Below are 23,552 nucleotides of genomic sequence, written 5' to 3'. Positions count from 1 at the left end.
CATGCTACATCGGCTTACCGACGTAAAAGTCATACCCCGTGGCCTGCCCCTCAACGGTTCATCTAACATAACCGTCCTTATCGGACCATGCATGCTTTGCAGCAGCGATTACGGGCGTTTGCGTGGTGGTTACTCGTCGCGGATGGTTGGGACGAGGTAGCTGTCGTTGACGTGGGATGGGGCCAGGCTTTGGCCGATGAAGCCTGGGAGATCGAACGGCTCGCCGTGTTCGGCCGGTAGGCTTTCGATGCTGAGCGTCGAGTAGATGTTGTCGCCCCAGACGGCGGCGGCTTCTTCTTTGGCCGGCGCGTAGGCGAAGCCGACGTATGGGGTCGCGTGCCAGCGGACGCTGCCGTCGGCGTAGAGCACGTTTTGCCCGGCACGGTTGTGGTTCGGACTGTTGGCGGCGGCGAACTGCCCCGCGGTGGCGTCGGACGGCACGGGGAAGATGCCATCGACGCCGGTGCCGGGGTTCATGTCGGCCATGAGCGCGAAGCCGCCCGGAAGATTGTCTTGCTTCAGCCCGAACTGCTCGGCCATGCTGAACGGGTTGGCGTAGGAATAGCTCAGGTTGCCGGGCCCGCGAAAGTTGCCGCGCTCGGCCGGGCCGACACGGACGCCGTCCTTGTTGGTCAACGGGTCCGCGGTGTCCCACGTCGACGGGCATACGAACACGCCCGGGTCGGGCACCAAGGCACTGCGCATGAGCAACCAGAGCGACGCTGTCACGTCATTGGATTGGACATCTTCACCCGCGCCCTGGACGAACGGCTCGGCATCGTCGGTCCCGGTGAAAGCGGTGTACCCGGCCGAGTCCGGGGCGTAGGTCACGCGGGGGTAGTCGATGTTGGTGAGAATGTATCGATCCAAACCATCGCGGATTTGCCGAAGTTGGTCGACGCACTCGACCCGGCGTGCCCCCTCTCGAAACGCCGCCGCGTAGGGAACCACGATCGCCAACAGCACCACGACGATGCCGAGGATCAACAGCAGTTCGAGCAGGGTGAATCCGCGCTTTCTCATCGTGGTGCTCCGAGTTGAACGAGCTTGGATTCCCGCTCCTGCTTCTTGCGTAGCTGACCGCACGCGGCATCAATGTCACGCCCCCGCGACTTGCGAACATGGGCGTTGACCCCCCGCCGGCGGAGCTCGCTTTGGAACGCCATCACGTCGGGCGATCGCGGTCGGACGTAGTCGATGCCCTCGACCTCGTTGTACCGCAGGAGGTTGACGTTGCACCGCATCGCCCGACAGATCGCGGCCAGCTCGACCGCGTGCTCACGCCGGTCGTTGACGTCGCGCAGCAGGATGTACTCGAACGTGATTTCGCGTCGGGTCTTCTCGAAGTAGTAACGACAAGCGTCGAGGATATCGTCGAGCGTGAAGTGCTCGGCCCATGGGATGAGTTCTCGGCGCAGCGGCTCGTTGGGCGCGTGCAGTGAAAGGGCCAGGTTGATCGGTGCGTTTTCATCGGCGAGTTGCCGGATTCGCGGCGGCACGCCGACGGTGCTGACGGTGATTCGACGCGGCGACATGCCGAGGCAGTCCGGGTCAGTGAGCACGCGCAACGCCTGCGCGACTTCGCGGTAGTTGGCCAACGGCTCCCCCATGCCCATAAACACCAAGTTGGTCAGCTTCGTGCCTTCCTCGGCCAGCGCGGCGTTCACGCGGATCACCTGTTCGACAATCCGTGCCACGGTCAGGTCGCCAAGCTTGCCGTTTTGACCGCTGGCGCAGAACCGACAGCCAACCGGACAGCCGACCTGGCTCGAGATGCACGCGGTCCGGCGGGATTTCGCACCGCCATCGTCGGGGATCATCACGGTCTCGGCCGACTGCCCGTCGTCCCAGCCGAACAGAAACTTCCGCGTCCCGTCACTCGAACGCTGGTCGCTGAGCGTCCGCGTCGGCTCGAACAGGGGTGTCAACTCAGCCTGCAGCGACTTGGACAGGTTCGTCATCTGCCCAGGGGCCGTGCAAAATCGCTCGTACACCCATTGATTGAGCTGCTTGGCGCGAAACGCGGGAAGCCCCCAATCTGTCACGCGGGCACGACCTTCTGTCGCGGTCAGGCCCAGCCAATGCACGGACGGATCGGGATGGGTCGGACTTGGACTCTTCATTTCAAAAGTGAACGAACGTTCGATCGGTCGTATACGAGCGGCACGAAGTTTGTCAGGCTTAAAGTAGTAGGACGACATCCTACGGCAGGACCGACCCACGATGGCACAAACGACGATTAAAGCACCGTCCCCGATCAACTCTCAGCCGGACACCGATCCGGCCGTGAGTGACGAACGGTTGCTCGAACGCTTTCGGGACGGCGATCAAGGGGCGTTCACGCAGCTCATCGGGCGGTATGAGCGGGAGTTGTTCCATTTCCTGGTTCGGTTTTTGGGCAATCGTGCCGCTGCGGAAGACGTTTACCAGGAAGCGCTATTACAAGTGAGCCAGTCCGCCGGCTCGTTTGACGTTACACGCCGGTTTCGGCCATGGCTGTTCACGATCGCGGCGAACAAGGGCCGTGACATGCTCAGATCGCAGGCCCGCCGCCCCGCCGCGCCACTCTCGGCAAAGGTCGATGGCGGCGCTGACGGCACCGAGTTCGTCGACCTCATGGTGGCCGACGTGCCTGTTCCAGACGAGCCGTTGCAAAGACAGGAACTGGAGCAAGCCGTTCGTGCGGCGGTCATGGAGCTTCCCGAGCACCTCCGTGAGATCATTCTGCTGAGCTACTTCCATCAGTTCCCGTACAAGCAGATCAGCGAGATCCTGAACATTCCGCTCGGTACGGTCAAAAGCCGACTCCACGCCGCCGTCGCCCACTTCGCGGACAAGTGGAAACGGCACGGCGTCAGCTTTGACGGGCCCGCCGCCGCGTAACACCGCCTGTTCGCAGTTCATCGGCATTGCTTTACGATGCTCTTGGAATGACCACCAAGACCCGACCGACCGAGCTCAACATCCGAAGTATCCGACTCTCACCCGATGCGCCGTTCGGCAAGTTCGCGCGGGGCGTCGGGCACGTCGCCGACGGCAAGGGCATGCACAGCTTCTGCCCGACCGACACTTGGACGCCGGACGTGAACCTGTACGAAACCGAGGCGTCGTATCTCGTTTGCGTGGACTTGGCAGGCGTCGAGAAGGAGAGCATCGACCTGACCGTCGTGCAGCAACGGCTCACCCTGCGAGGCGTGCGGGAGGTGCCGCGATATCCGGTCGATGAGATGCCCGGTGCCGACGCCGAGCATGGACAAAGCCCCGCCGATCGTGGTCGGCCCGATGGTCAACGCATGCGTGTTCATCTCATGGAAATCGACCACGGCAGCTTCTGCCGCGAAGTCGAACTGCCCGCGGACGTCGACCGCGAACGCATTAACGCCACCTACCGAAACGGCATGCTCTGGATCGGAATACCCAAGCGGTAAACCTTCGCCGATTACTGACCTTACCCGCCCACCGATCCACCCTTTCGACCCACTTTTCGACGATGCCGAACCATCCTGTTATTGAGCGCAAGGACGCCGCCACCGTCATCACCGGCGGACAAAACGGCCAGCAAACGACCGTCCCACATGATCTCCCGTTGCTTCCGCTACGCGGGCTGACGGTGTTTCCCGGAACGGTCATGTCACTCCAGATCGGCCGGGCCAAAAGCAAGGCGCTGCTCGAAGAAGTCATGCCCGGCGACAAACTCGTCGGCCTCGTCACGCAGCGCGATCCTGACGACGAAGATCCAAGTATCGACGACCTCCACGACATCGGTGTCGTCGGTGTCATCATCAAACTCTTCAAGCTGCCTGACGGGAATCAGTCGATCATCGTCCACGGCCTGGCCCGATTCGAACTCGAAGAGATCACCAAAGACGATCCGTACTTGCTCGGCAAGATTCGCGTGCTCGAATCCCTCAACGGCGGCAAGAAGGCGGTCGGCGCACTGGTCGAGACCGTCCGCTCGCAGGCCGACCGCGTCATCGAGTTGACACCCAACACCTCCGAGGACGCCCGACAGGTACTCGGCTCGATCGATCACCCCGGCATGCTCGCCGATTTCCTCGCCGCCAACCTTCAAGCAGACGCCCAGGAGAAGCAGGACATTCTCGAAGAGCTCAACATCGAAAAGCGTCTGCGGGTCGTGAACCAAAAGCTCGCCCAACAACTCGACGTCCTCGAACTTCAGGAGTCGATCCAGAACCAGGTCAAGGACAACATCGACAAAACCCAGCGGACCTACTACCTCCGCGAGCAACTCAAAACGATCAAGAAGGAACTTGGCGAGGTCAGCGGCGAAGACGGATCCGAAGCCGACCAGCTGCGCGAGAAGCTCGAAGAAGCCGGCGTGCCCGAGGCGGTGATGAAGGAAGCCGACCGCGAGCTCAGCCGGCTCGAAACGATCCCGCAAGCCTCGCCCGAATACGGCGTCATCCGCACGTACCTCGAAATCCTCGCCGAGCTTCCATGGTCCAACGCGACTGAAGATCAGCTCGAACTCGACGCCGCCCGCAAGCAGCTCGACGACGACCACTACGGCCTCGACAAGGTCAAGAAACGCATCATCGAGTACCTCGCCGTGCGCAAACTCAAGCCGGACGGTGGCGGCGCGATCCTCTGCTTCCTCGGCCCTCCCGGTGTCGGTAAGACTTCGCTCGGCCAGTCCATCGCCGAGGCGACCACCCGTAAGTTCATCCGCGTCGCGCTCGGCGGCGTGCGCGACGAGGCCGACATCCGCGGCCACCGCCGCACCTACATCGGCTCCATGCCCGGCCGCATCATCTCCGAGCTGCGCAAGGCCGGCACTAACAACCCGGTCATGATGCTCGATGAGATCGATAAGGTCGGCTCCGACTTCCGCGGCGACCCCGCCTCCGCCCTGCTTGAAGTCCTCGACCCGGCCCAAAACTCGACGTTCACCGACCACTACCTCGACGTGCCGTTCGATCTGTCGAAGGTGCTGTTCATCGCGACGGCCAACACGATGGACACCGTGCCGGGCCCGCTGCGCGATCGCATGGAGGTCATCGACATCCCCGGCTACACCGCCGCCGAGAAGCTACGCATCGCCAAAAATTACCTCGTCCCACGCCAGCTTGATGCCAACGGGCTCAAGAAATCCCAGGCCAAGTTCGGCGACCCGTCCTTGCGGAAGATCATCGATGAGTACACCCGCGAAGCCGGCGTTCGCAATCTCGAACGCACCATCGGCGCGGTCGTTCGTTCGATCGCCGCCAAGGTCGTCGGTGGCGAAGCGAAGTCGATGACCGTCAAGCCGGACTACGTCGAGGAGGTGCTGGGGCCCGCGAAGTTCGAGTCCGAACTCGCCAGCCGCACCAGCGTCCCCGGCGTCGCAACCGGGATGGCCTACACCCCCGTCGGCGGTGAAATCCTGTTCATCGAAGCCTCTCGCATGGCGGGCAAGGGCGGTATCACGCTCACCGGCCAGATCGGCGAAGTGATGAAGGAGTCCGCCACCGCCGCCTTCACCCTCGTCCGCTCACGCACCGACGAGCTCGGCATCAGCGGCGAAGACCTGGCCAACTCCGACATCCACATCCACGTCCCTGCCGGTGCCGTGCCCAAGGACGGCCCGTCGGCCGGCGTCGCGATGTACACGGCCCTCGCATCGTTGCTCGCGGGCCGACCGGTGCGACATGACGTCGCCATGACCGGCGAGATCACCCTGCGTGGCCTCGTGCTGCCCATCGGCGGTATCAAGGAAAAAACACTCGCCGCCGCCCGCGCCGGGATCAAGGAAGTGATCATCCCCAAACGCAACGAAAAGGACGTCCGCGATGTCCCTGCAGACGTCCGCAAAGGGCTGAAATGGCACTTCGTTGAAGACGTCGACGAGGTGCTCAAGATCGCCCTGACCAGGCCGGGCAAAACGGCGGCAAAGAAGTCACGCCGCAAGTGAAACCGGGCCGCCCGATAACTTGTGGACGCACTGCGTTCTGCTTGACCGTGCATCGGCCGACGCTTAGCTTGCCGGACCGGTCGGAGCGTGTGTTTCGATCGGAGTTCGCCGCGATGCTCGGACGCTGATTACGGAGACGCAACACGGATGGCCCGCCGCAAAAAAGTCCCGCTGTTCGAGGTGATGCAGCAAAGCCGGCTCAAGGAGCAGCAGCGCGCCGCCCAAGCGGACCTGCAGGCCCAACGCGAACGGTTGCGTGAGCAGCGCCGGGTCGAGGAAGCGGCCAAGGCTGCCGCCGAGCTTGCTGAAAACGGCCCACCCCCGCCGAGCCGACTGGCCGGCCTGCTGGGCAGTCTCGGCCTCGCACCACGGACAAACGCCAACGCCGACCCGATCAGCGAGCCTGACCGCGACGACCCCACCGCCGGACGCAACGCGTCGAGCCTGTACCGTCGCGTCCGCGAGTCCCGCCCCGCAGCCATACCGGAACCGAGCCCGCCAGCCACTGAGCCTGTCGCTTCGCCCGCCGTTCCGAAGGTGACACCGACTGCCAAGGTGGTGCGCGAGGAGCCGGAGAAAGACTTTGAACCGATCGAACCGCGACCCTCGCCGTTTGCCGGCCTCGCAACGGCCGCAGCCGACTGGGGTGCCAGCGCGAAGGCGAGCTACGAGTCGGCCACGGCCAAAGTCGCCGCCGTGATCAAGCGTGACGAAGGCGGTCAAGGCGATCGTGGCTTTCAACTCGGCCCGATACCGATCGCGGTCGGTACGGTCGCCCTGCTAACCCTCGTCGCCATCGGCTACTTCGCCACCCGCGGCGGCGACGATCAGATTGCCGCCGTTGAAAGCCCTGATGAAATTCCGCTCGATCCGGCCGTGACGGACATCGGCGATGGCGATACGAGCACCGCACTAGAGTTCCGGGCCAATCGCGGGATGGAGAACGCCCCGCCGATCATCGTCGAGCCCGAGCCGACCGCCGACCGCGAGCCGGGCAAGATCTACGTCGCCGTGCTCAGCTACAAGGACAAGGCAGCCGCCGACGGCGCGGCCGCCGACCTGCGTCGCGCCGGCATCAGCGTCACCGTCGAGTACGACCTTGCGGCCTACCCCGATCGCTACACCGTCGTCGGCACCAAGGCGTTCGACCAGCCGGGCACGGGCGACTGGGAGCCGTATGTGAACAACATCAAGGACGTGAGCGAGAACCGACGCCGCACGGGCAAGCATGATCCGTTCGAGGCCGAGGCGCTCTTCTGGGGCCGGCGGTAATCACACGCCATGTCGCGAAAAATCCTTCAATCGCTTTGCTCGCTGCCGACCGCGCCGTTTGTCGAAGACCGGCCGTTGGCCTACGTCGATGCGTTCGCGGCGAAGCGAAAACGCATCGTCGCGTCGGCCGACAAGTACGGCAACCGGCTGCTCGAAATCCCCGGATCGGCTGACGGTCCGCGATTGGTGTTCGTCGCTCACCTCGACCATCCCGGCATGATCGCCGACGAGATGGACGGCAAACGCACGCTCCATGCCTTCTTCCGTGGTGGCGTCTACGCCGATTATCTGCCCGGCGTCAAGGTGCGGTTCTTCGACGACACTGGTCGCAAGCCCACTGAGATCACCGGCACGATTCAGGGGGTCACCGCCAACGAGCGCGGCCGGGCCACGCACGTTGTCGTCAAGGTCAAACAGCCCGTGCCGAGCGGCGCGCCGGGCATGTTTGACGTGGGTGAGGGCCGGATCGACGGCGAGCGGTTTCACTGCCGTTGTTGCGACGACCTCGCCGGGGCATCGGCGATTCTGTCGGCACTCGATCGGCTTGCGCGGGGCAAGCCACCGAAGCAGACCGTCGCCGCCCTGCTCACGCGTGGGGAAGAAGACGGCTTCATCGGCGCGATTGCCGCGGCTCGTCGGCCGAAACTGCTCAAGAAGTCCGACCGCATCATCAGCGTCGAGTGCAGTGCCGAGCAACCCGCCGCCCAGCAGGGCAAGGGCGTCGTACTACGGGTCGGCGATCTGTCGAGTATCTTCGACTCGCCACTGACCGGCTGGATGGCCGGCGAAGCGACCGCACTGGCCGAGTCCGATGGGAACTTCCGCTTCACCCGGGCGCTCATGCCGGGAGGAACGTGCGAGGCGACGCCGTTCAACCTCTGGGGCTTCACCGCTGCGGCCGTGTGCGTACCGCTGGGCAACTACCACAACATGGCCCCACCGACCAAGAGCGGCAAGAAACGCATCGCCGCCGAGCACATCCACCTCGACGACTGGCAAAACATGGTGGACCTGTTCGTACGTTTGGGCCGGAATCACCACGCGTTCGATCCGAAGCAGCCGGCCCTGCGCGAGCGTTTGGAGCGGCGTTTCGCCGACCACGAGCACCTGCTCTGATCACGCCGGGTCGTACCCTTTCCCGCCGAACGGGTTGCAACGCATGATCCGCCATGCGGCTTTCGCGCTGCCCTTGATCGGTCCATACTTCCGTAGCGCGTCGATCGCATAGTGGCTGCATGTCGGTGTGAATCGGCAGTGCCCGCCCAGCAGCGGCGAGAGCGCGATCTGGTACCCACGCACGAGTTTGATCAGCAGCCAAGTCATGGGTCACATGCGAAGCAGGGCCCAGAAACCCAGGCTCGCAACGAAGTTCGCAACTGTCCAAAGCGTAATGACGACGGACCCCGCCGCCAGCCAATACCGCCTAAACCGGAGCGAAGCGACGACCACGGCAATCGCGCCGACAGTGCCGATCGCCGGAGGACCGAACAAAAGGCTACTCGCCACCGTCGGGGCTTCGCAGTGCGGACAACCGTTGAATCCGAAAACGTTCTTCGCCAAGAAGTACGCGGCCAACGCCGGCAATATCGACCCGAGCAAGCCGATCGGCACAAGCCACCAACCGAATCTTGACCGGTGTCCGACATCAGGCTCGGCGTATGACAAAATGCTCATGTCGTGCCTTTCGTCCGCTCGGCGTCGGCAAGTCGTGTCACGAGTTCGGTCAGAACCGCCACGTACCGTTCCAAAGGCATGTCGTGGTGCCGATGTGCCGTGACAACCCAATCGTATCCGATCGGCCACTCGTGCTGGGACAACCGAAAAGCTTCGCGGATCTTTCGCTTGAGCCTGTTGCGACGCGGTGCGTTGCCGACACGTCGGCCGATGCTCAAACCGAGCCGGCTGTGAGCGAGTCCGTTAGCAATCGCGAAGACCGTGATCGGGCCTCGGCTCGCCTTGTGCTTGGCGTCGAACACACGACCGAAAGCGAGCTTGCCCGAGAGCCGGTGATGCGGGCGGAAGGTGAGGCGTTGCTCGGTCACGCGATTCAGTCGAGGCCCTGCTCGGCGAGCCAACGCTCCGCATCGAGGGCCGCCTTGCAACCCATGCCCGCGGCGGTGACGGCCTGTTTGTAGTCCGGGTCCGCCACGTCACCGGCGGCGTAAACCCCTTCGATACTCGTGTTCATCTGCGGCAGGCTGGTCAGCTCGATGAATCCGTTTTCGTCGGTGGCGAGTTGGTCATCGAGGAACTTGGTGTTGGGCCGATGGCCGATGGCGAGAAACATGCCGGTGGCCTCGAGTTCCTTGGTGTCGCCGGTCTCGACGTGCTTGACGCGCACGCCGGTGACACCGTCGTTGTCGTTGCCGAGGACTTCGTCGACGACGTGATTCCAGACCATCTCGACCTTCGGATTGTTGAGAACGCGCTCCTGCATCGCGGCCGACGCACGCAGTTGGTCGCGGCGATGCACGACGTAGATTTTGCTGCCGAACTTGGCCAAGTGTGACGCTTCTTCCATCGCGGTGTCGCCGCCACCGACGACGACGATCTGCTTGTCACGGAAGCGTGGCAGTGCCCCGTCACACACGGCGCAGGCGCTCACACCTTCGTTCATGAACTTCCGTTCGCTATCCAGGCCCAAGTACTGAGCCGACGCTCCGGTGGCGAGAATGACCGTGTGCGAATGGATCACCGAGCCGTCGGAGATCTCCATACGAAACGGCCGCTGCGAGAGGTCGAGCTTGGTGACGTCCTTGGTGTGGATGGTCGTGCCGTGCGTCTCCGCCTGCTGCCGCATCTTGAGCATCAGGTCGGGGCCGAGCACACCTTCGGGCCAACCGGGGAAGTTCTCCACGTCTGTCGTCCAGTTGAGCTGGCCGAGCGGAAGTGTGCCGGCGAGGCGGTTTTCCTCGCTGATCGCGCCCTCGAAGCAGACGGGTTTGAGATTCGCGCGGGCGGCGTAGATGCAGGCGGTCCACCCGGCCGGCCCTGAACCGATCACGACCACTTTCAAGACGTCGTGAGTTTCCGCTACGTCGTTCTTCTCTGCCATTGAACGGATGTTACGCACGATCGGCTATGGTGTCGGCGATGATTTTGACGGACCCGCTCACCCTCGTGCCGCTGCACCTCGGATTGTTCATCGAGACGATCGGCACAGATTTGCCGTTTTTCCTGACGGTGGTCGTCACCGTCGTGTTCAGCATCACGTTGCACGAACTCGCTCATGGTTACGCGGCGATCCGGCTCGGCGACGACACGCCGATCCGCACCGGACACATGACGCTCAACCCGATCGTCCACATGGGGCCGTTCTCGCTGATCGCCCTGGCGATTGCGGGGATCGCCTGGGGCTCGATGCCGATCGACCCGTCACGCATTCGACACAAGTACGGCGAGGCGATCGTCGCGGCGGCGGGTCCAGCGACGAACTTGCTGCTCGCGGCGGTCGGCGTGGTCGGATACGGACTGCTCATCCGTTTCGGGCTCACGTCATCGAACATCGGCGACAATGCCGCCGACTTCCTCTGGACGTTCGGTTTCATTAACGCGGCCCTCATGGTGTTCAACCTGCTGCCGGTGCCACCGCTCGATGGCTCTCACATCCTCGCCAACTTCAACGACGGCTACGCACGCTTCATCAGCAACCCGTCCAATCAAGGCCTCGTCTTCATCCTCTTCCCGATCGCCTTCCTGCTGAGCAGTCGGTTCTTCGCCGTGATCGGTGACATTCTCAACCCGATCGCCAGGTTCATCGCGGGGACTGGTTGAACATGTAACAAAACGAAACACCCCGGCCTGCTCGGAAGCAGACCGGGGGCTTGATCGTCCTCGGCACAAACGTCAGGCCGAAACCGCTTCTTTGGCCTCGGCGTCTTCCGGTGCCGGCTCATCATCGGCCGCGGGCGGAGTGGCTTTGACGCTGGCGGCGGTCTGGACCACCTCCGGCTCGGTGCTTTTACGCTGCGGGAGGAGCGTGCGCTTCTTCACGATCACCGGTTCCTCAGCCTCGCGGCGTTCCGCCTCCTCTTCCTCGCGCTGCTTCTTGAGCTTCTCGGGGTCCTTCTTCTCGGGTGCGAGCACCATACTCACCCGGCGACCCTGCATACGCATGTCCTGCTCCACCTTGCTCGCGTCGGCGAGGGTGTCCTGGATCTTCCGCAGAATCTCGCGGCCGAGGTCTTGGTGTGCCATTTCACGCCCGCGGTACTGGAGCGTGAACTGGACCTTGTGGCCGTCATCAAGGAACTTGCGAGCGCGGTTGACCTTAATCTCAAGGTCGTGATCGCCGATCTTCACCGTGCGGATCTTGACCTCCTTGAGCTGTGAGCTTTTGGACTTGGACTTGTCCTCGCGCTTCTGCTGCTGGTACTTCCACTTGCCGTAATCGAGGATGCGGCAGACCGGCGGGCGGGCATTCGGGGCGACTTCGACGAGGTCGAGGTCGGCGTCCCGCGCCATGCGAAGTGCATCTTGGGTAGGGACGATACCGAGTTGGTTTTCGTCCTGATCGATGAGCCGGATCGGTGAGATTCGGATCTGTCCGTTGTGTCGGAACTGGGGGCCGCGGCTGCGGGCGGTGAATCGCTTGGGTCTTGCCATAAAGAAAATCGTCGTACGGTTGCGTTGTCGTCGTACCCGCCGCTCCGGGGTGCTGTGGGCGGGCGCTCCTCCTCGAGGAGATAGCTCAAGAGCTTAGTTGAGCGTACCTCATGATACGCCGATAAACTAGGGAAGTTCTGCACGAATCGCGGTTTGTCGTGCTCAGCTTGTGTTAAGCGGCTTGCCCCGGATCAGTGCGGCGTGAAGGTTTTTCATCGCTTGCCGCAAACGCTGTTCGTTTTCGACGACGGCGATGCGAACGTAACCCTCGCCGGCGTCGCCGAAGGCCTTGCCAGGCGCGAGCGCGACTTCCGCCTCGTCGAGCATGTCGATGCAGAAGTCGATCGTGTCCCGGCCCGCCAGATGCTCATCGGCCACGCGGGCCCAGACGAACATCGACGCCCGGGGCTTTTCGTAGTCCCAGCCGAGCTTGTCCAAACCGCGGCACACCTCGTCTCGCCGACCCTGGTACACCCGCGCCATCGCCCCGGGCGTTTCGGCGGCTTCACGCATGGCGATGACGCTCGCGATCCAGACCGGGTTGAAATGGCCGTAGTCGTAGTAGCCCTTGATCGTCGCCAGGGCCGCCAGCATCTCACGATTGCCGCAGCAGAACCCCACACGCCAGCCGGCCATGTTGAAGCTCTTGCTCATCGTCGTGAATTCCACGCCCACATCCGTCGCACCGGGCGTTCCCAGCAACGACGGTGCCCGGTAGCCATCGAAGCAGATATCGCCGTAGGCGAAGTCGCTGATGAGCATCACGCCGTACTTACGGCACAACGCGATGGCCTGCTCCCAGAAACCCTCATCGATCGTCGTCGCCGTCGGGTTGTGCGGGAAACAGAGGTTCAGCAGCTTGGGCGTCGGGTACAACTCGCCGAGGACGCGCTCGATGCGGTCAAGGAACGCCTGATCGTTTCCGAGCGGGACGCGTACGACGTTGGCCCCCGCCATCGCCGGGCCGTAGATGTGAACCGGGAACGCCGGGTCGGGAACGACGACGGTGTCACCCGGGCCAAGCAACGCCAGGCACAAGTGGGCAAAGCCTTCCTTGCTGCCGATGGTGACGATGACCTCGTGGTCGGGGTCGAGCACGACACCGCGCTCACGTTCGTAGCGCTTGGCGACTTCGCGTTTCAGGCCAGCGATGCCTGACGCGGCGGCATAGCGGTGGTTGCGGGGATCTGTCGCGGCGGCGCGGAGTTTCTCGACGACGGCCTCGGGCGTCGGGTCCGTCGGGTTACCCATGCCAAGGTCGATGATGTCGAGCCCGGCCTGTCGCTTCTCCAACTTGATCTTGTTGATGCGACCGAACAGGTACGGCGGCAGCCGCCGCAACCGCGGCGCAACGTCGACGTTGATGGCATTAGGCGTGTCACTCACCGGGCACCGCCGGCAGCAACGAGGGATCAATGTCAGATTCGCCTTCCGCCGGCTGCGTCGACGGTTGCGTCGATGGCTGTTCCGGGCGTTGGGCATCGAACCGCTCTTCCAAGTCCGCACGGTCCAGCGGCTGGGGCGTGAGCGCCGCACGTTGGGCTTCGAGTTGCTCGGCGAGATAAGGGTGGGCGATCCGCGCCTCGGCAATCGCACGCTCGGCGAGCTTGCGGCGCATCGAAACGATCTGCGTCTGCAGGTAGCCGTCCGCGATCTGCTCACGCAACGCGTCTTTCACGTCTTCGAACTTCACGAGTTGCGGCTCGATCCGCCGTTCGAGTTTGATCAGATGGAATGCGTCGTCGGCTTGCACCGGCTCGGAGACTTCGCCGATTTGCAGGTCGAACGCGACGGTCTTGAACGCGTCAGGAAGACCGAGGGATTGCCGGGTGAACGGCGGCATCTCCCCACCGAGCGCGGCCGTCCGGGGGTTGACGCTCAGGTCGGACGCCACCTCGGCAAAATCCTCGCCCTCGTCGAGCCGGGCCTGGGCCTTGCGGACTTCGTCGAGATTGGGCAGCGCGATGTGGCGGACTGCGATCTTCTCGCCGTATTGCACGTTGAACGCACGCAACAGAATCTCGTCGGTGATCTGGTCCCGCAACGCGGGCCGAGCGACGGCGCGGAGGTAGGCGTTGGTCCGAAGAACGATGTCGAACTCGGCGACGCTTGCGTTCTCCCGTTCGAGGAACTGTGCGAGCAGCGATTCACGCTGTTCGTCGGTCAGTTCGTCGCCCTGCTCGAACATCAATGTCAACGTCTGGCGACGCTCCGCAGCGATCTCTTCTTCGGTCACACGGGTGCCGGCGTCAATTGCCTGTTGCTCGGCCATGCGCATGACCATCATGTTCATGAGCAGGTTCAGGCCGTTGGCTTCGATGAGCGTTTCGACGAACGCGTCGCGATCAACGCTGGCCTTGCCGATGGTGGCGATGGGCTCGGCGGTCACGGGGGTCGGTACGACGGCCGTTGCGGCGGCGAGGGCAATCAGAGCGAGGGCTTTTCGCATGGCGTGAGTTTATACGGGTCGTGGGCCGGGCGGCAGCATCGCCGAGGATCGTATGATTTTCCATGCAACTGCTCGGGCATGGCATCGACATCGTGGAAGTGGCACGCATCCGGGAGTTACTCGAGAGACATGGGACGCGGTTCGAGCAGCGATGTTTCACGGCCGACGAGCTGGCGTACTCGAAGCGGCGCCCAAAGCGGGCGGCGGAACACCTCGCCGCGCGGTTCGCGGCGAAGGAGGCCACGCTCAAAGCCATCGGTACCGGCCGACGGCACGGCATCAACTGGACCGACGTCGAGGTCGTCCGCGAGCCGACTGGCCGACCGGCATTGCAACTCTCGGGCGAAGCCGAGCAGATCGCGGCTCGGATCGGCATCTCGACGTGGTCACTATCACTGAGTCACGTCACGACCCATGCAACCGCGAGCGCCGTGGCGATGGGCCGACCACCGCTGGCAATGTGGGACGAGCAAACGCTCGAGCAGCGGGCCGACGAAAGGGCGGACTATGAGCGGCTTCATCGCGGCATGACCTACCGCATGGGGGACCCGCTCATGGGCGACCTGATCGACACGGCCAAACGCCTCGCCGAGCGGTACAACATGACGAGCAACGACGATGTCGCCGAACGCGAGGCGTTGCTTCAACAACTTTTCGGCAGCGTGGGCGAGCGGCCGGCCGTGCTGCCGCCCTTTCACTGCGACTACGGCCGGCACATCCACGTCGGCGACCGGTTCTTCGCCAACCACGGCTGTGTGTTTCTCGACTGTGCGACGATCCGGTTCGGTGACGACTGCTTCCTCGGGCCGCACGTTCAGATTTACACGCCTCACCACCCGATCGATCCGACACGACGGGCCGAACGCTACGAAACGGCACACCCGGTCACCGTCGGGGATCGCGTATGGATCGGCGGCAACGCGGTCATTCTCCCGGGCGTCACCATTGGCAGCGACACCACGATCGGTGCGGGCAGCGTGGTGACCAAAGACATCCCGGCCGGCGTGGTCGCGGTCGGTAACCCGTGTCGGGTGATCCGAGAAAAGCTCGACGAGGACCGACGCACACGGCTTTGATCACCGCCCGCGTGGCCTACTCGATCTGTTCGTTCCGCTCTTCGATCTGGCCACGCAGGCCACGAACGCCCGGCGTCGTGTCGGTGGATTGAGCGCCGCTCGTGCCCGACGGTTCCTCGTCTTCCGTTTCATCATCGGCGGCGGCGGGTGCGGGATTGCCACGCCGCGCGGCCGAGATGGCGTCGGCGACATCGCTCTTGCGTAGGACACTGTCAGTCGCGGTCGCTTCGAAGGCACCCGCGCTGGCCCCGCCGATCGGCAGCCGGCCGTAGCGCTTGAACGTCACCATCGCGTCATCGACCAGCACGTTCTCGGCACCTTCGAACACGTCGCTCTCGACCTCGAACGCGAGCAACACGTCACCGCCTGCTTGGGCGATGAGGAAGTCGTCGGGTCTGTTGCGGACGAGGACGCCGCTCTCGGTGAACGTGCCGATGGCATAGTCGTTGCCACGATCGGCGTTGAACCGCGCCGCAGCTGGGGCGAAGCGGAGCTTGCCGTCGCTATCGCCGGCGTCGCCCGAGAGCCCCACCCGCACCACGAGCAACGATTTCCCGTTGGCCGGTGTAAAGCTCGCCGGTAGTTCGTCTTCCCGCACCACGTCGATCTCGCCGCTGACTTGCGGAACCGGCTCGGTGAAGCGGTAGACGGCCTTGACGCTGGCGTCTTCCTTGCCCGCGACGCCGACCATGAGCATGATGTCCGCCCCGGGCTGTAGCGATAGGCGCTGCCCGTATGCATTGTCGAGCAGGTTGGGATTGACCTGTGCAAGGTTGTTCGAGCCCGCCATCGAACCGCCATCGCTAACGTGCGTGGCGACACCGACGACCCACTGATCGATCGGCAGCAGGATGTTCGTCCGCTCGCTCGAATCAAGTGCGTCGGCTTGGAGTTCGTCGAAGCGGGTCAGCGTGATCCGACCGCGAACGCCCTCGACTTCGCCGGTGTCGGATCGGGTCTCCAGCGCGTACGGGCTGTAGAAAAACACCTTCGGCCCGAACGGCAAAAGCTGGACCGCGGTCGCGGCAGTACCGACGCAAAAAATCCCCGCGACAAGGCCGCCGACCACCGCGAGGACACGGTCGAGCGTAACCGGCAGCATGAGGTTGCCCGGCACGAACCGGTCGAACGCGATGCGGAGTAGCAGATAGCTGACACCGAAGATGGCGACCATGGCGACCGAATCGCCGTATGGGCCGAGCGGCGCGCCGCCGAGAGTCGCGATGGTCTGGTGATAGCCGACGGCAAGAACGGCGGCAAGGGCGGCGAAGATCGCGCTGAGCACCGACGAAAACGCGCTCTGGATGTAGTGGAAGTACGCCACGACACCGACCAGCAGCAGAAACGTAAGGCTGAAGATGAGGGTCATTTGCTTTGCATGACGCGTTGGACTTCCTGCAGGTCGGTTTCACCGAGTTGCACGATGCCGAGCGCCATCTCCTGGATGTAGCGACCGTTTTGCTTGCGAAAGAGGCTCTTGATCTGCTGGCCCGATGCCCCGCTGATCAGCGCCTTGCGGGCTTCGTTGTCGAGGAGGAAAGCCTCGTACGCGCCGATCCGGCCTTTGTAACCAAGGCCGTGGCAGAAAGTGTCGGGCACCTCGTTGCCCTTGGCGTCGGTGAGCGGACCGACATGGGCCTTGTAAAGCTGTTTGACCTTGTCCGGCGAAAGGCCCATCGAGCGCAGGGCCCGTTCGTCGGGCGTGTACGGCACCTTCGTCGCCGGGCAGAGTCGGCGGAACACGCGACCCGCGACTACCATTTTCAGCGAGCCGAGCGCGACCTTGTCGTCGCCGACGAACTTCCGCCAGCGGGTGATCGCGTCGAACGTGCTCGACGCACGGATGCCCAGGTAGGCGATGTGATCCTTGCCGTAGTCGGCAAGTATGCGGGCTGCCTGCGGGTCTTCGAGCTTCTCGACCATCATCACGTCCGACTGCTGGCTCACCAACCAGTCGACACGCTCGGCTTCGCTATCACCGGGTTGAAGCCTGTTTTGCGTGATGCCTTCGAGATCGGACAGTTCTTCACGCTCAAGCGTCTGGATGTGCGAAAGAAACGCATCATGTTCGCGGAGCAAACCGTAGAGCAAGGTGTGCAGCCCGTTGTTCGGCGGACACGCAACAAGGACGACCCCCGGCTCGGAAAGCTGTCCGCGGATGCGATCGAGCTGGCTCTTGCGAAAGCCGAGTTCGTCGAGCTTCATCCCGTAGCGGTTGTGCTTGTCGACCTCGAGCTTGAGCTGCTCACCGTTGGTCGAGCCGGACGTCGTAACTCCGATCTTGTGCGAGCCGTGAACACTGCGGGCGTTGAGCGTGCCAGATTGAATCTTGCGACGTTCGTCGACGTTCAGCCCGATGATGCGCTTGAGCGTGGTGACTGCCGCAGTGGCCTGATCCGTCGAGAGCGTCGCACCCGGGTATGCGACGCCGTCAACACTGTAACGGACCTGGGCGCCGCTAGAGCCGGGCAGTAAGTCGATCCGCTCACTCCCCTGCTGCAACGGTACCGCGAGCACCTGCTGAAGCGCGACGTACCCGGGCCGGGTCGGCTCCTCGGCCTCGGGCACGGCGACCGGCATCTTCGCCTGATCGAGGAGCACAACCTCGCCCTCAATGGCTGTTTCGTCTTCCTGTTTCTTCTTCCGGGTCGTCTTGCCGCTACCGGGCATGAGGCTGCCGAAGTAGTCGCTGAGTTCTTCGCCCAGATCTCCGAGACCGACCTTGCCGTTGCGGATGCCCAGGAAGATTCCGCCGCCCAGCAGCAGAATCAACACGCTCCCGGCAAACGCGAGCAGGAAAGAAGGCAGTGCGAAGAACACGATCCCCGCGAGCGCCAACGAGGCGAGGCTGATGATGTTGATCATCTCCCGGGGCAACCGGTTCGCCTGCGCGTCCTTGTCCGCCCAAGCGGCAAGCTTCGCGCTGATCAGGATGACAATGACGAACGGGATGGCCAGCAGGCCGTTGACGAACGGGCCGAACGATGTTTCGGGCAGGTTCAGCGTTGGCACCGAGTCGGTCGGGGCGGCGGTCGCGAACGTGGCGAAGTCGGTCAGACTGAACAGCGGGTTGATTAGACTCAAGCACGCGTCGGGCATGCCGTCTCCTCGGGTTCTCGTGGGTGTCACCGGACCAACTGGCCGGCGGTTTCGGCGGGCTCGGGAGCATAACGCAACCCGCGCCGCATCGCCAACCGACCGACCGCGAATCGTCCGCGCCGGGTCGGCCGACCATTCCGATGGGATCCGAATCGCCGGTTCAGCCGCTGATACCCAGGGCAAACGTAAACCCGCACGAAAGCACGCACAGCGCCAGGCTGATCCAACCGAGCACGATGCCCGCCGTCGCCTGGCCGCCGCGCGAGGTGCTTGCCCGGGCGTTGTACCCGAGCACCAACGCGATCAGCCCCAGCACCAGCGTCACCGCCGAGATGGGCAAGCAGCAAATACCCGGCATGCCAAAGAACACCGCGATGATGCCGCACACCATCGCGCCGGTCGCCTGGCCGGCAAGACTGTCGAAGCCGTTGTCCCGGGTCGGGGCGGTTCGGTACTGGAGCGTGTTGGACGGCGCAACCGGCGGGATGGCAGGACTGACCGGGGCGTGGAACGCCTGTTGGAGTACCGGCAATGTGCCGGCCGCTCGCCAGTCTTCCATGCCCGCACGCCAGACGAGTTGATCGCTGGTGAGCTTGCCGGCACGGATGCGGTCGCGCAGTTCCTCGCCCGTCACCGGTCCGTGACGCTGGTCGCCCTCGGCCCAGTACCAATCGGCCGAGGGATCGGGCGCGAGGTCGTACGATCCCGAATCGTCCCTGCGACGAGGATTACCAAACGGGTTGTCGCTTTCATCACCCATGCGAGTCCAGTATACGTTGGCGTCCCCGTGAGCCGACGCCGATCGCCCAAGCCGAAGAAGCCCCGCAGTAAGGTACTCGACTACCTCCAATATGTTGCACTTCGCGGTGTGGTTGCGGTCATGCAGTGCTGGCCGGTGGAGTCGAATCTCGACTTCGCCGCGCGCCTGGGTGATGTCATGTACCGCTTCGACAAGCGGCATCGCATCCGCGCACTTGAGAACTTGCGGCGTAGCTTTCCCGACATGCCCGAAGCCCAACGCGAGGCGATGGCCCGACGCTCCATGCACATGTTCTTCGCGTTGTTCGTCGAGGTGCTTTTCACCACACGCCTCGCCAAGCTCGAAAACGTCCACCGCATCGTCCACCTCAACGAAGTCAGCCGAACGATCGAGCTGCTACTCGATGAGCATCGCGGCGTGATCATGCTCACCGGCCACTACGGCAACTGGGAAATCCTCGGTTATGTCCTCGCCTTGCTCGGGTTCGACACGGTGTCGGTCGCGCGGCCGTTGGACAACCCTTACATCAATGACTGGCTGCTCGGCGTGCGCGAACGCCTCGGACAGAAGATCGTCGACAAAAAGGGCGCGACGGTTGATGTGTCCAACGCACTCGACAACCACGGCGCGGTCGGGTTCATCGCGGACCAGAACGCCGGGCCGAAAGGGATGTTCGTCCCGTTCTTCGGCCGGCTCGCGTCGACGTACAAGTCGATCGGGCTGCTCGCCATGCAGTACCGTGTCCCCGTCGTCGTCGGCTACGCACGACGGGTCGAGGGCAAGTTTCAGTTCCACGTCGGCGCGTCCGACGTGATCTACCCCGAGGATTGGGAATCGCAAGACGACCCGCTGCGGTACATCACCGAACGCTACACCCGCGGGATCGAGACGTTCGTCAGTGAAGATCCGGGGCAGTACCTTTGGGTCCATCGCCGTTGGAAGACCCGCCCCAAGGGTGAAAAGCCCGAGGATTAGCGGATAACGCGAAAGTCTTCGAGCTCACCGGTGTGTGACGCATCGAGCGTTTGGCTATCGCGGATGAAGCCGGCCATCCGGCTGGCGAGCTCGCGGCGAAAGTCCGCGACCTCGTCGACATCGCCCTCGACGACAACCTCGACGCGCCCGTCAGGCAGGTTGCGCACCGTGCCGGTGACGGCGAAGCCGCGAGCGGCGCTGCACGTTGTCGCTCGGAAGCCAACGCCCTGTACCCGGCCGCTGTAGAAAATGATTTGCCGAATGTTCAATCGATGAGTTCCTCGCGAACGAAGACTTGATACGCGGACTCGATGCCGGGCCAGTCCAGCTTGGCCCGCTCGGTGAGCAGTGCCGCAAAGCCGCCGGCCCGGGTGAAGTACGTCCGCCAGTAGTCGGGGTATCGCCGCTCGATGAACTCTGCGAACGCCCAGGCTTGTGCGTACCAAGCCGAGCGCTCAGCCATCGACCGGTTGCCGAGTTGACCTGCGTGCGTACCGATCAGGTCGCCGATGGGAGCGACCACCTCAAGTTCTCGCAGCAACTCGATCCGGGCCGTATCCGCTCCGCCGTCCAACATCGTGGCAACCCCCTCTTCCACGAACGGTGGCAGTTGCTTGTCGGTGTTTTGGCGGAGATATTGGTGGACGTATTCGTGCCGGGCAAGCCGCAGGGTGTCATGGTCGCCGACGTAGTACAACGCCGCGCCGAAGTCGCCGCTGATTCCGCCCCGGTCGATGTTTTCGAACGCTGAAATCCCCTCCGCACGGGCCCAACTGGCCATCTTCGACCGCGTCGCGAACAACTTCACCTCGATCGGCTCGAACTCATCGAGCGGCGCGATGTCCCGCAACCGAACCCGAAGCGCCGCGAGTGAATCGACGATCTCCGCACGGAGTTCCGGGTCGCCGTAGCGGTCGTCCAACTCGACGTGCGAAAGGCGGAGCTTGGTCGGCCCTTGCGCGTCGGGCGTACTGTTGCTCGCACAACCGACCAGCAGCACCGCGAACACCATGAACGAACCCCGCATCGACATCATCAGCCTGGGCACACTCGGGCGAAATCTGCTCTGGAACGAGCAGAGCGCCGTCCGCACGCCGCACGCCACGACGACGCTCATCCGGGTCGGCGACAAATCGCTGCTGGTCGACCCGGCGCTACCGCCGCAGGTGTTGGAAGCTCGACTGGGCGAACGATGTGGCATCTCGGCGGATGACATTGACATGGTGTTCCTCACGACGTTGCTGCCACACCACCGCGGCGGGATCGACCGGTTCGAGCACGCGACGTGGCTGGCCGACGAGCGTGAGCTTGCCGCCGTGGCCGGGCATGTCAAGACGCTCCTCGAACGCGGTGCGTCGGACGTGCGTGACGCACTCACCGCCGAGTTGCAACTGCTGGCCCGGATGAAGCCTGCCGAGGACAAGCCGGTCGAAGGCGTGGACCTGTTTCCGATGCCGGGCGTGACGGCCGGGACGTGCGGGCTGCTCGTGTCCGAGCGGAGCCGGACCGTGCTCATCGCCGGGCCGGCGGTGCCAACGCAGGAGCATTTCCTCGCCGGCCAGGTGTTGCCCGACGTCGCGTCGGTGTCCGGTGCGCAGGAGGCGATCAGCGAGGTCTACGAAATCGCGGACATCGTCATCCCGGGGTACGACAACTGGTTCCTCAACCCGCGTGGCATGAGCATGTTCAACGAAGGTTGATCACACCTGTTTCTCCGCGAGTTCCGAGGCTCGTTGCTCGATGGCCTTGCGGTGTTCGAGCACGCGGCGGTAGTCGGTCGGCATCACGCGGACAAACTTCTCCAACTCCTCGGCGAAGTTGTCGAGGACATACTGCGCACGACCGCTTTCGGTGTGGTCGACATGTTTTTCGAGCAGTCCGCGCAGCTCAGCGACATCGTCGTCCTCGGGCGCGATCGACTCCAGGTCGACCATCTCGGTGTTGCAAAGAGAGCGGAAGTTACGGGCAAGGTCGTAGACGTAGGCAACGCCGCCGGACATGCCTGCGGCGAAGTTTCGTCCGGTCTGCCCGAGCACGACCACGCGGCCGCCGGTCATGTACTCGCAGCCGTGGTCGCCGACGCCTTCGACGACGGCGGTCGCGCCGGAGTTCCGAACGCAGAAGCGTTCGCCGACGATGCCGCGCAGGAAGATCTCGCCGGTGATCGCGCCGTAGCAGATCACGTTGCCGGCGATGATGTTCTCCTCGGGCTTGAACGTCGCGACCTTCGGCGGGTACGCGATGATGCGGCCGCCGGAGAGGCCCTTGCCGAGATAGTCGTTGGCGTCGCCTTCGACTTCGAGCGTGACGCCGTGGGCGAGGAAGGCACCGAACGACTGGCCGGCCGAGCCGGAGAACTTGAAGTGGATGCTGCCGTCGGGCAGACCGGCCTGGCCGAAGCGTTTGGCGATCTCGCCGCTGAGCATCGTGCCGGCGGTGCGGTTGATGTTGCGGACCGGCAGGAAGTGGCTGACCTTCTCGCCGCGTTCGAGCGCCGGCTCGGCGAGCTCGATGAGCTGGTTGTCGAGGGCACGGTCGAGGCCGTGGTCCTGCACCTGCGTGCAGCGGATCGTGTCGCCCTCGCGGATCTGCGGACGGTGCAGAATCGCGTCGAGGTTCAGGAACTTGGCCTTTGGGTGATCGGAGAAGTCGGGGAAGGTCAAGCAATCCGACCGCCCCACCATCTCGTCGTAGGTCCGGAAGCCGAGCTCGGCCATGTGCTGCCGCACTTCCTCGGCGACGAAGAACATGTAGTTGATCACCTGCTCGGGCGTGCCCTTGAACTTCGCACGCAGCTCCGGGTCTTGGGTCGCGATGCCGACGGGGCAGGTGTTGAGGTGGCAGACGCGCATCATGATGCAGCCGGTCGCGATGAGCGGCGCGGTCGAGAAACCGACTTCTTCGGCACCTAGCAGCGCGGCAACGACCACGTCACGGCCGGTCTTCATGCCGCCGTCGGATTGGAGTTTCACTCGGCCACGCAGGCCATTGAGCACGAGGGTTTGCTGGGTCTCGGCGAGGCCGATCTCCCACGGCAAGCCGCAGTGCTTGATGGATGACAGCGCGGCATTGCCGGTCCCCCCGCCGTAGCCGGAGATGACAATGTGGTCTGCCTTCGCTTTGGCCACGCCCGCGGCGACGGTACCGACGCCGACTTCGCTGACGAGCTTGACCGACACGTCGGCGGTCGGATTCACGTTCTTCAGGTCGTGGATGAGCTGGGAGAGGTCCTCGATCGAGTAGATGTCATGGTGCGGCGGCGGACTGATCAGGCCGACACCGGGCGTGGAGTGGCGGACCTTGGCGATAAACTCATCGACTTTCTGGCCCGAGAGTGCGCCACCTTCGCCGGGCTTGGCGCCTTGGGCGACCTTGATCTGGATCTGGTCGGCGGACGCGAGGTAC

24 protein-coding genes are annotated in these 23,552 nt (G+C 63.9%); 9 read left to right on the top strand and 15 right to left on the bottom strand.

The features are described 5' to 3' along the window. Positions 1 to 129: 129 nt before the first annotated feature. Together AAGD32_03780 and rlmN are read right to left on the bottom strand one after the other, a co-directional pair. Positions 130 to 1,023 carry a hypothetical protein gene (locus AAGD32_03780; protein ID MEM8873360.1) on the bottom strand — a complete coding sequence of 298 codons (894 nt, stop codon included), beginning with the start codon at positions 1,021 to 1,023 and terminating at the stop codon, positions 130 to 132. After that, positions 1,020 to 2,123: a 23S rRNA (adenine(2503)-C(2))-methyltransferase RlmN gene (gene rlmN / locus AAGD32_03775; protein ID MEM8873359.1), complete on the bottom strand. Its 1,104-nt coding sequence runs from the start codon at positions 2,121 to 2,123 to the stop codon at positions 1,020 to 1,022. Before rlmN ends, AAGD32_03780 begins: the two co-directional genes overlap by 4 nt. Positions 2,124 to 2,223: 100 nt before the next feature. On the opposite strand from rlmN, the gene AAGD32_03770 reads away from it, so the two are divergent. From AAGD32_03770 to AAGD32_03750, 5 genes are all read left to right on the top strand, one after another. After that, positions 2,224 to 2,883: a sigma-70 family RNA polymerase sigma factor gene (locus tag AAGD32_03770; protein ID MEM8873358.1), complete on the top strand. Its 660-nt coding sequence runs from the start codon at positions 2,224 to 2,226 to the stop codon at positions 2,881 to 2,883. A gap of 47 nt (positions 2,884 to 2,930) precedes the next feature. After that, positions 2,931 to 3,428 (top strand): Hsp20/alpha crystallin family protein, encoded by a 498-nt coding sequence (locus tag AAGD32_03765; GenBank protein MEM8873357.1) that lies wholly within the window; start codon positions 2,931 to 2,933, stop codon positions 3,426 to 3,428. Positions 3,429 to 3,490: 62 nt separating this feature from the next. Continuing rightward, entirely contained in the window at positions 3,491 to 5,911 is a 2,421-nt protein-coding gene (lon, locus tag AAGD32_03760; GenBank protein MEM8873356.1) for an endopeptidase La, read from the top strand. Positions 5,912 to 6,058: 147 nt separating this feature from the next. After that, on the top strand, positions 6,059 to 7,183 hold the full coding sequence (locus tag AAGD32_03755; GenBank protein MEM8873355.1) for a hypothetical protein: 1,125 nt from the start codon (positions 6,059 to 6,061) through the stop codon (positions 7,181 to 7,183). 9 nt (positions 7,184 to 7,192) lie between these two features. Continuing rightward, positions 7,193 to 8,299, top strand: a complete 1,107-nt coding sequence (locus tag AAGD32_03750) for a hypothetical protein (GenBank protein ID MEM8873354.1) — start codon at positions 7,193 to 7,195, stop codon at positions 8,297 to 8,299. Here AAGD32_03750 and yidD read toward each other — a convergent pair whose 3' ends face one another. Genes yidD through trxB form a run of 4 tightly spaced genes read right to left on the bottom strand, consistent with a single transcriptional unit; the run spans position 8,300 to position 10,238 of the window. After that, positions 8,300 to 8,506 carry a membrane protein insertion efficiency factor YidD gene (yidD, locus tag AAGD32_03745; protein ID MEM8873353.1) on the bottom strand — a complete coding sequence of 69 codons (207 nt, stop codon included), beginning with the start codon at positions 8,504 to 8,506 and terminating at the stop codon, positions 8,300 to 8,302. Between the two features lie 3 nt (positions 8,507 to 8,509). Then, complete coding sequence (locus AAGD32_03740) at positions 8,510 to 8,857, bottom strand: hypothetical protein (GenBank protein MEM8873352.1); 348 nt, start codon at positions 8,855 to 8,857, stop codon at positions 8,510 to 8,512. Next, positions 8,854 to 9,225 carry a ribonuclease P protein component gene (gene rnpA / locus AAGD32_03735; protein ID MEM8873351.1) on the bottom strand — a complete coding sequence of 124 codons (372 nt, stop codon included), beginning with the start codon at positions 9,223 to 9,225 and terminating at the stop codon, positions 8,854 to 8,856. Before rnpA ends, AAGD32_03740 begins: the two co-directional genes overlap by 4 nt. A 5-nt stretch (positions 9,226 to 9,230) precedes the next feature. Beyond that, a complete protein-coding gene (gene trxB / locus AAGD32_03730; GenBank protein MEM8873350.1) occupies positions 9,231 to 10,238 on the bottom strand; it encodes a thioredoxin-disulfide reductase in 1,008 nt (335 codons plus the stop codon). Positions 10,239 to 10,276: 38 nt separating this feature from the next. Here trxB and AAGD32_03725 point away from each other — a divergent pair, with 38 nt between their 5' ends. Further along, positions 10,277 to 10,957: a site-2 protease family protein gene (locus tag AAGD32_03725; GenBank protein MEM8873349.1), complete on the top strand. Its 681-nt coding sequence runs from the start codon at positions 10,277 to 10,279 to the stop codon at positions 10,955 to 10,957. 72 nt (positions 10,958 to 11,029) lie between these two features. Here the strand turns inward: AAGD32_03725 and infC are convergent, their stop codons facing one another. From infC to AAGD32_03710, 3 genes are all read right to left on the bottom strand, one after another. Next, positions 11,030 to 11,788: a translation initiation factor IF-3 gene (gene infC / locus AAGD32_03720; GenBank protein ID MEM8873348.1), complete on the bottom strand. Its 759-nt coding sequence runs from the start codon at positions 11,786 to 11,788 to the stop codon at positions 11,030 to 11,032. Between the two features lie 162 nt (positions 11,789 to 11,950). Beyond that, positions 11,951 to 13,174 (bottom strand): aminotransferase class I/II-fold pyridoxal phosphate-dependent enzyme, encoded by a 1,224-nt coding sequence (locus AAGD32_03715; protein ID MEM8873347.1) that lies wholly within the window; start codon positions 13,172 to 13,174, stop codon positions 11,951 to 11,953. Further along, a complete protein-coding gene (locus AAGD32_03710; GenBank protein MEM8873346.1) occupies positions 13,167 to 14,237 on the bottom strand; it encodes a peptidyl-prolyl cis-trans isomerase in 1,071 nt (356 codons plus the stop codon). The genes AAGD32_03715 and AAGD32_03710 overlap by 8 nt, the downstream gene beginning before the upstream one ends. A 62-nt stretch (positions 14,238 to 14,299) precedes the next feature. On the opposite strand from AAGD32_03710, the gene acpS reads away from it, so the two are divergent. Then, entirely contained in the window at positions 14,300 to 15,313 is a 1,014-nt protein-coding gene (acpS, locus tag AAGD32_03705) for a holo-ACP synthase (GenBank protein MEM8873345.1), read from the top strand. 16 nt (positions 15,314 to 15,329) lie between these two features. On the opposite strand, the gene AAGD32_03700 is transcribed toward acpS, so the two are convergent. From AAGD32_03700 to AAGD32_03690, 3 genes are all read right to left on the bottom strand, one after another. Further along, positions 15,330 to 16,682: a hypothetical protein gene (locus AAGD32_03700; protein MEM8873344.1), complete on the bottom strand. Its 1,353-nt coding sequence runs from the start codon at positions 16,680 to 16,682 to the stop codon at positions 15,330 to 15,332. Next, positions 16,679 to 18,412: an ATPase, T2SS/T4P/T4SS family gene (locus AAGD32_03695; protein MEM8873343.1), complete on the bottom strand. Its 1,734-nt coding sequence runs from the start codon at positions 18,410 to 18,412 to the stop codon at positions 16,679 to 16,681. The genes AAGD32_03700 and AAGD32_03695 overlap by 4 nt, the downstream gene beginning before the upstream one ends. A gap of 160 nt (positions 18,413 to 18,572) precedes the next feature. Then, a complete protein-coding gene (locus AAGD32_03690; protein MEM8873342.1) occupies positions 18,573 to 19,172 on the bottom strand; it encodes a GYF domain-containing protein in 600 nt (199 codons plus the stop codon). A gap of 27 nt (positions 19,173 to 19,199) precedes the next feature. Here AAGD32_03690 and AAGD32_03685 point away from each other — a divergent pair, with 27 nt between their 5' ends. Then, the gene (locus tag AAGD32_03685; protein MEM8873341.1) at positions 19,200 to 20,147 is read left to right on the top strand and encodes a lysophospholipid acyltransferase family protein; all 948 of its coding nucleotides are present in this window, start codon (positions 19,200 to 19,202) and stop codon (positions 20,145 to 20,147) included. On the opposite strand, the gene AAGD32_03680 is transcribed toward AAGD32_03685, so the two are convergent. Both AAGD32_03680 and AAGD32_03675 read right to left on the bottom strand, forming a co-directional pair. Then, a complete protein-coding gene (locus AAGD32_03680; protein ID MEM8873340.1) occupies positions 20,144 to 20,416 on the bottom strand; it encodes an acylphosphatase in 273 nt (90 codons plus the stop codon). The two genes, AAGD32_03685 and AAGD32_03680, sit on opposite strands and share 4 nt — an antisense overlap. Further along, positions 20,413 to 21,174 carry a hypothetical protein gene (locus tag AAGD32_03675; protein MEM8873339.1) on the bottom strand — a complete coding sequence of 254 codons (762 nt, stop codon included), beginning with the start codon at positions 21,172 to 21,174 and terminating at the stop codon, positions 20,413 to 20,415. Before AAGD32_03675 ends, AAGD32_03680 begins: the two co-directional genes overlap by 4 nt. Between AAGD32_03675 and AAGD32_03670 the strand changes: the two genes are divergently transcribed. Then, a complete protein-coding gene (locus AAGD32_03670; GenBank protein MEM8873338.1) occupies positions 21,158 to 21,847 on the top strand; it encodes an MBL fold metallo-hydrolase in 690 nt (229 codons plus the stop codon). The two genes, AAGD32_03675 and AAGD32_03670, sit on opposite strands and share 17 nt — an antisense overlap. Here AAGD32_03670 and AAGD32_03665 read toward each other — a convergent pair. Beyond that, the coding region (locus tag AAGD32_03665) for a glutamate synthase-related protein (protein ID MEM8873337.1) at positions 21,848 to 23,552 on the bottom strand (1,705 nt) is incomplete at its 5' end.

It is taken from the genome of Planctomycetota bacterium, from assembly GCA_039182125.1.
In the GTDB taxonomy this organism is placed as follows: Bacteria; Planctomycetota; Phycisphaerae; order Tepidisphaerales; family Tepidisphaeraceae; genus JBCDCH01.
This window is presented reverse-complemented; position numbering and strand designations above follow the sequence as displayed.

What these genes read in the sequence shown, in the direction of transcription:
- AAGD32_03675 (MEM8873339.1), bottom strand. Translation starts at nt 21,174, where the DNA reads ATGCGGGGTTCGTTCATGGTGTTCGCGGTGCTGCTGGTCGGTTGTGCG.
- AAGD32_03690 (MEM8873342.1), bottom strand. Translation starts at nt 19,172, where the DNA reads ATGGGTGATGAAAGCGACAACCCGTTTGGTAATCCTCGTCGCAGGGAC.
- AAGD32_03780 (MEM8873360.1), bottom strand. Translation starts at nt 1,023, where the DNA reads ATGAGAAAGCGCGGATTCACCCTGCTCGAACTGCTGTTGATCCTCGGC.
- infC (MEM8873348.1), bottom strand. Translation starts at nt 11,788, where the DNA reads ATGGCAAGACCCAAGCGATTCACCGCCCGCAGCCGCGGCCCCCAGTTC.
- AAGD32_03670 (MEM8873338.1), top strand. Translation starts at nt 21,158, where the DNA reads ATGAACGAACCCCGCATCGACATCATCAGCCTGGGCACACTCGGGCGA.
- lon (MEM8873356.1), top strand. Translation starts at nt 3,491, where the DNA reads ATGCCGAACCATCCTGTTATTGAGCGCAAGGACGCCGCCACCGTCATC.
- AAGD32_03725 (MEM8873349.1), top strand. Translation starts at nt 10,277, where the DNA reads ATGATTTTGACGGACCCGCTCACCCTCGTGCCGCTGCACCTCGGATTG.
- yidD (MEM8873353.1), bottom strand. Translation starts at nt 8,506, where the DNA reads ATGACTTGGCTGCTGATCAAACTCGTGCGTGGGTACCAGATCGCGCTC.
- AAGD32_03770 (MEM8873358.1), top strand. Translation starts at nt 2,224, where the DNA reads ATGGCACAAACGACGATTAAAGCACCGTCCCCGATCAACTCTCAGCCG.
- AAGD32_03710 (MEM8873346.1), bottom strand. Translation starts at nt 14,237, where the DNA reads ATGCGAAAAGCCCTCGCTCTGATTGCCCTCGCCGCCGCAACGGCCGTC.
- AAGD32_03750 (MEM8873354.1), top strand. Translation starts at nt 7,193, where the DNA reads ATGTCGCGAAAAATCCTTCAATCGCTTTGCTCGCTGCCGACCGCGCCG.
- rlmN (MEM8873359.1), bottom strand. Translation starts at nt 2,123, where the DNA reads ATGAAGAGTCCAAGTCCGACCCATCCCGATCCGTCCGTGCATTGGCTG.
- AAGD32_03765 (MEM8873357.1), top strand. Translation starts at nt 2,931, where the DNA reads ATGACCACCAAGACCCGACCGACCGAGCTCAACATCCGAAGTATCCGA.
- AAGD32_03700 (MEM8873344.1), bottom strand. Translation starts at nt 16,682, where the DNA reads ATGACCCTCATCTTCAGCCTTACGTTTCTGCTGCTGGTCGGTGTCGTG.
- AAGD32_03740 (MEM8873352.1), bottom strand. Translation starts at nt 8,857, where the DNA reads ATGAGCATTTTGTCATACGCCGAGCCTGATGTCGGACACCGGTCAAGA.
- trxB (MEM8873350.1), bottom strand. Translation starts at nt 10,238, where the DNA reads ATGGCAGAGAAGAACGACGTAGCGGAAACTCACGACGTCTTGAAAGTG.
- AAGD32_03695 (MEM8873343.1), bottom strand. Translation starts at nt 18,412, where the DNA reads ATGCCCGACGCGTGCTTGAGTCTAATCAACCCGCTGTTCAGTCTGACC.
- AAGD32_03755 (MEM8873355.1), top strand. Translation starts at nt 6,059, where the DNA reads ATGGCCCGCCGCAAAAAAGTCCCGCTGTTCGAGGTGATGCAGCAAAGC.
- acpS (MEM8873345.1), top strand. Translation starts at nt 14,300, where the DNA reads ATGCAACTGCTCGGGCATGGCATCGACATCGTGGAAGTGGCACGCATC.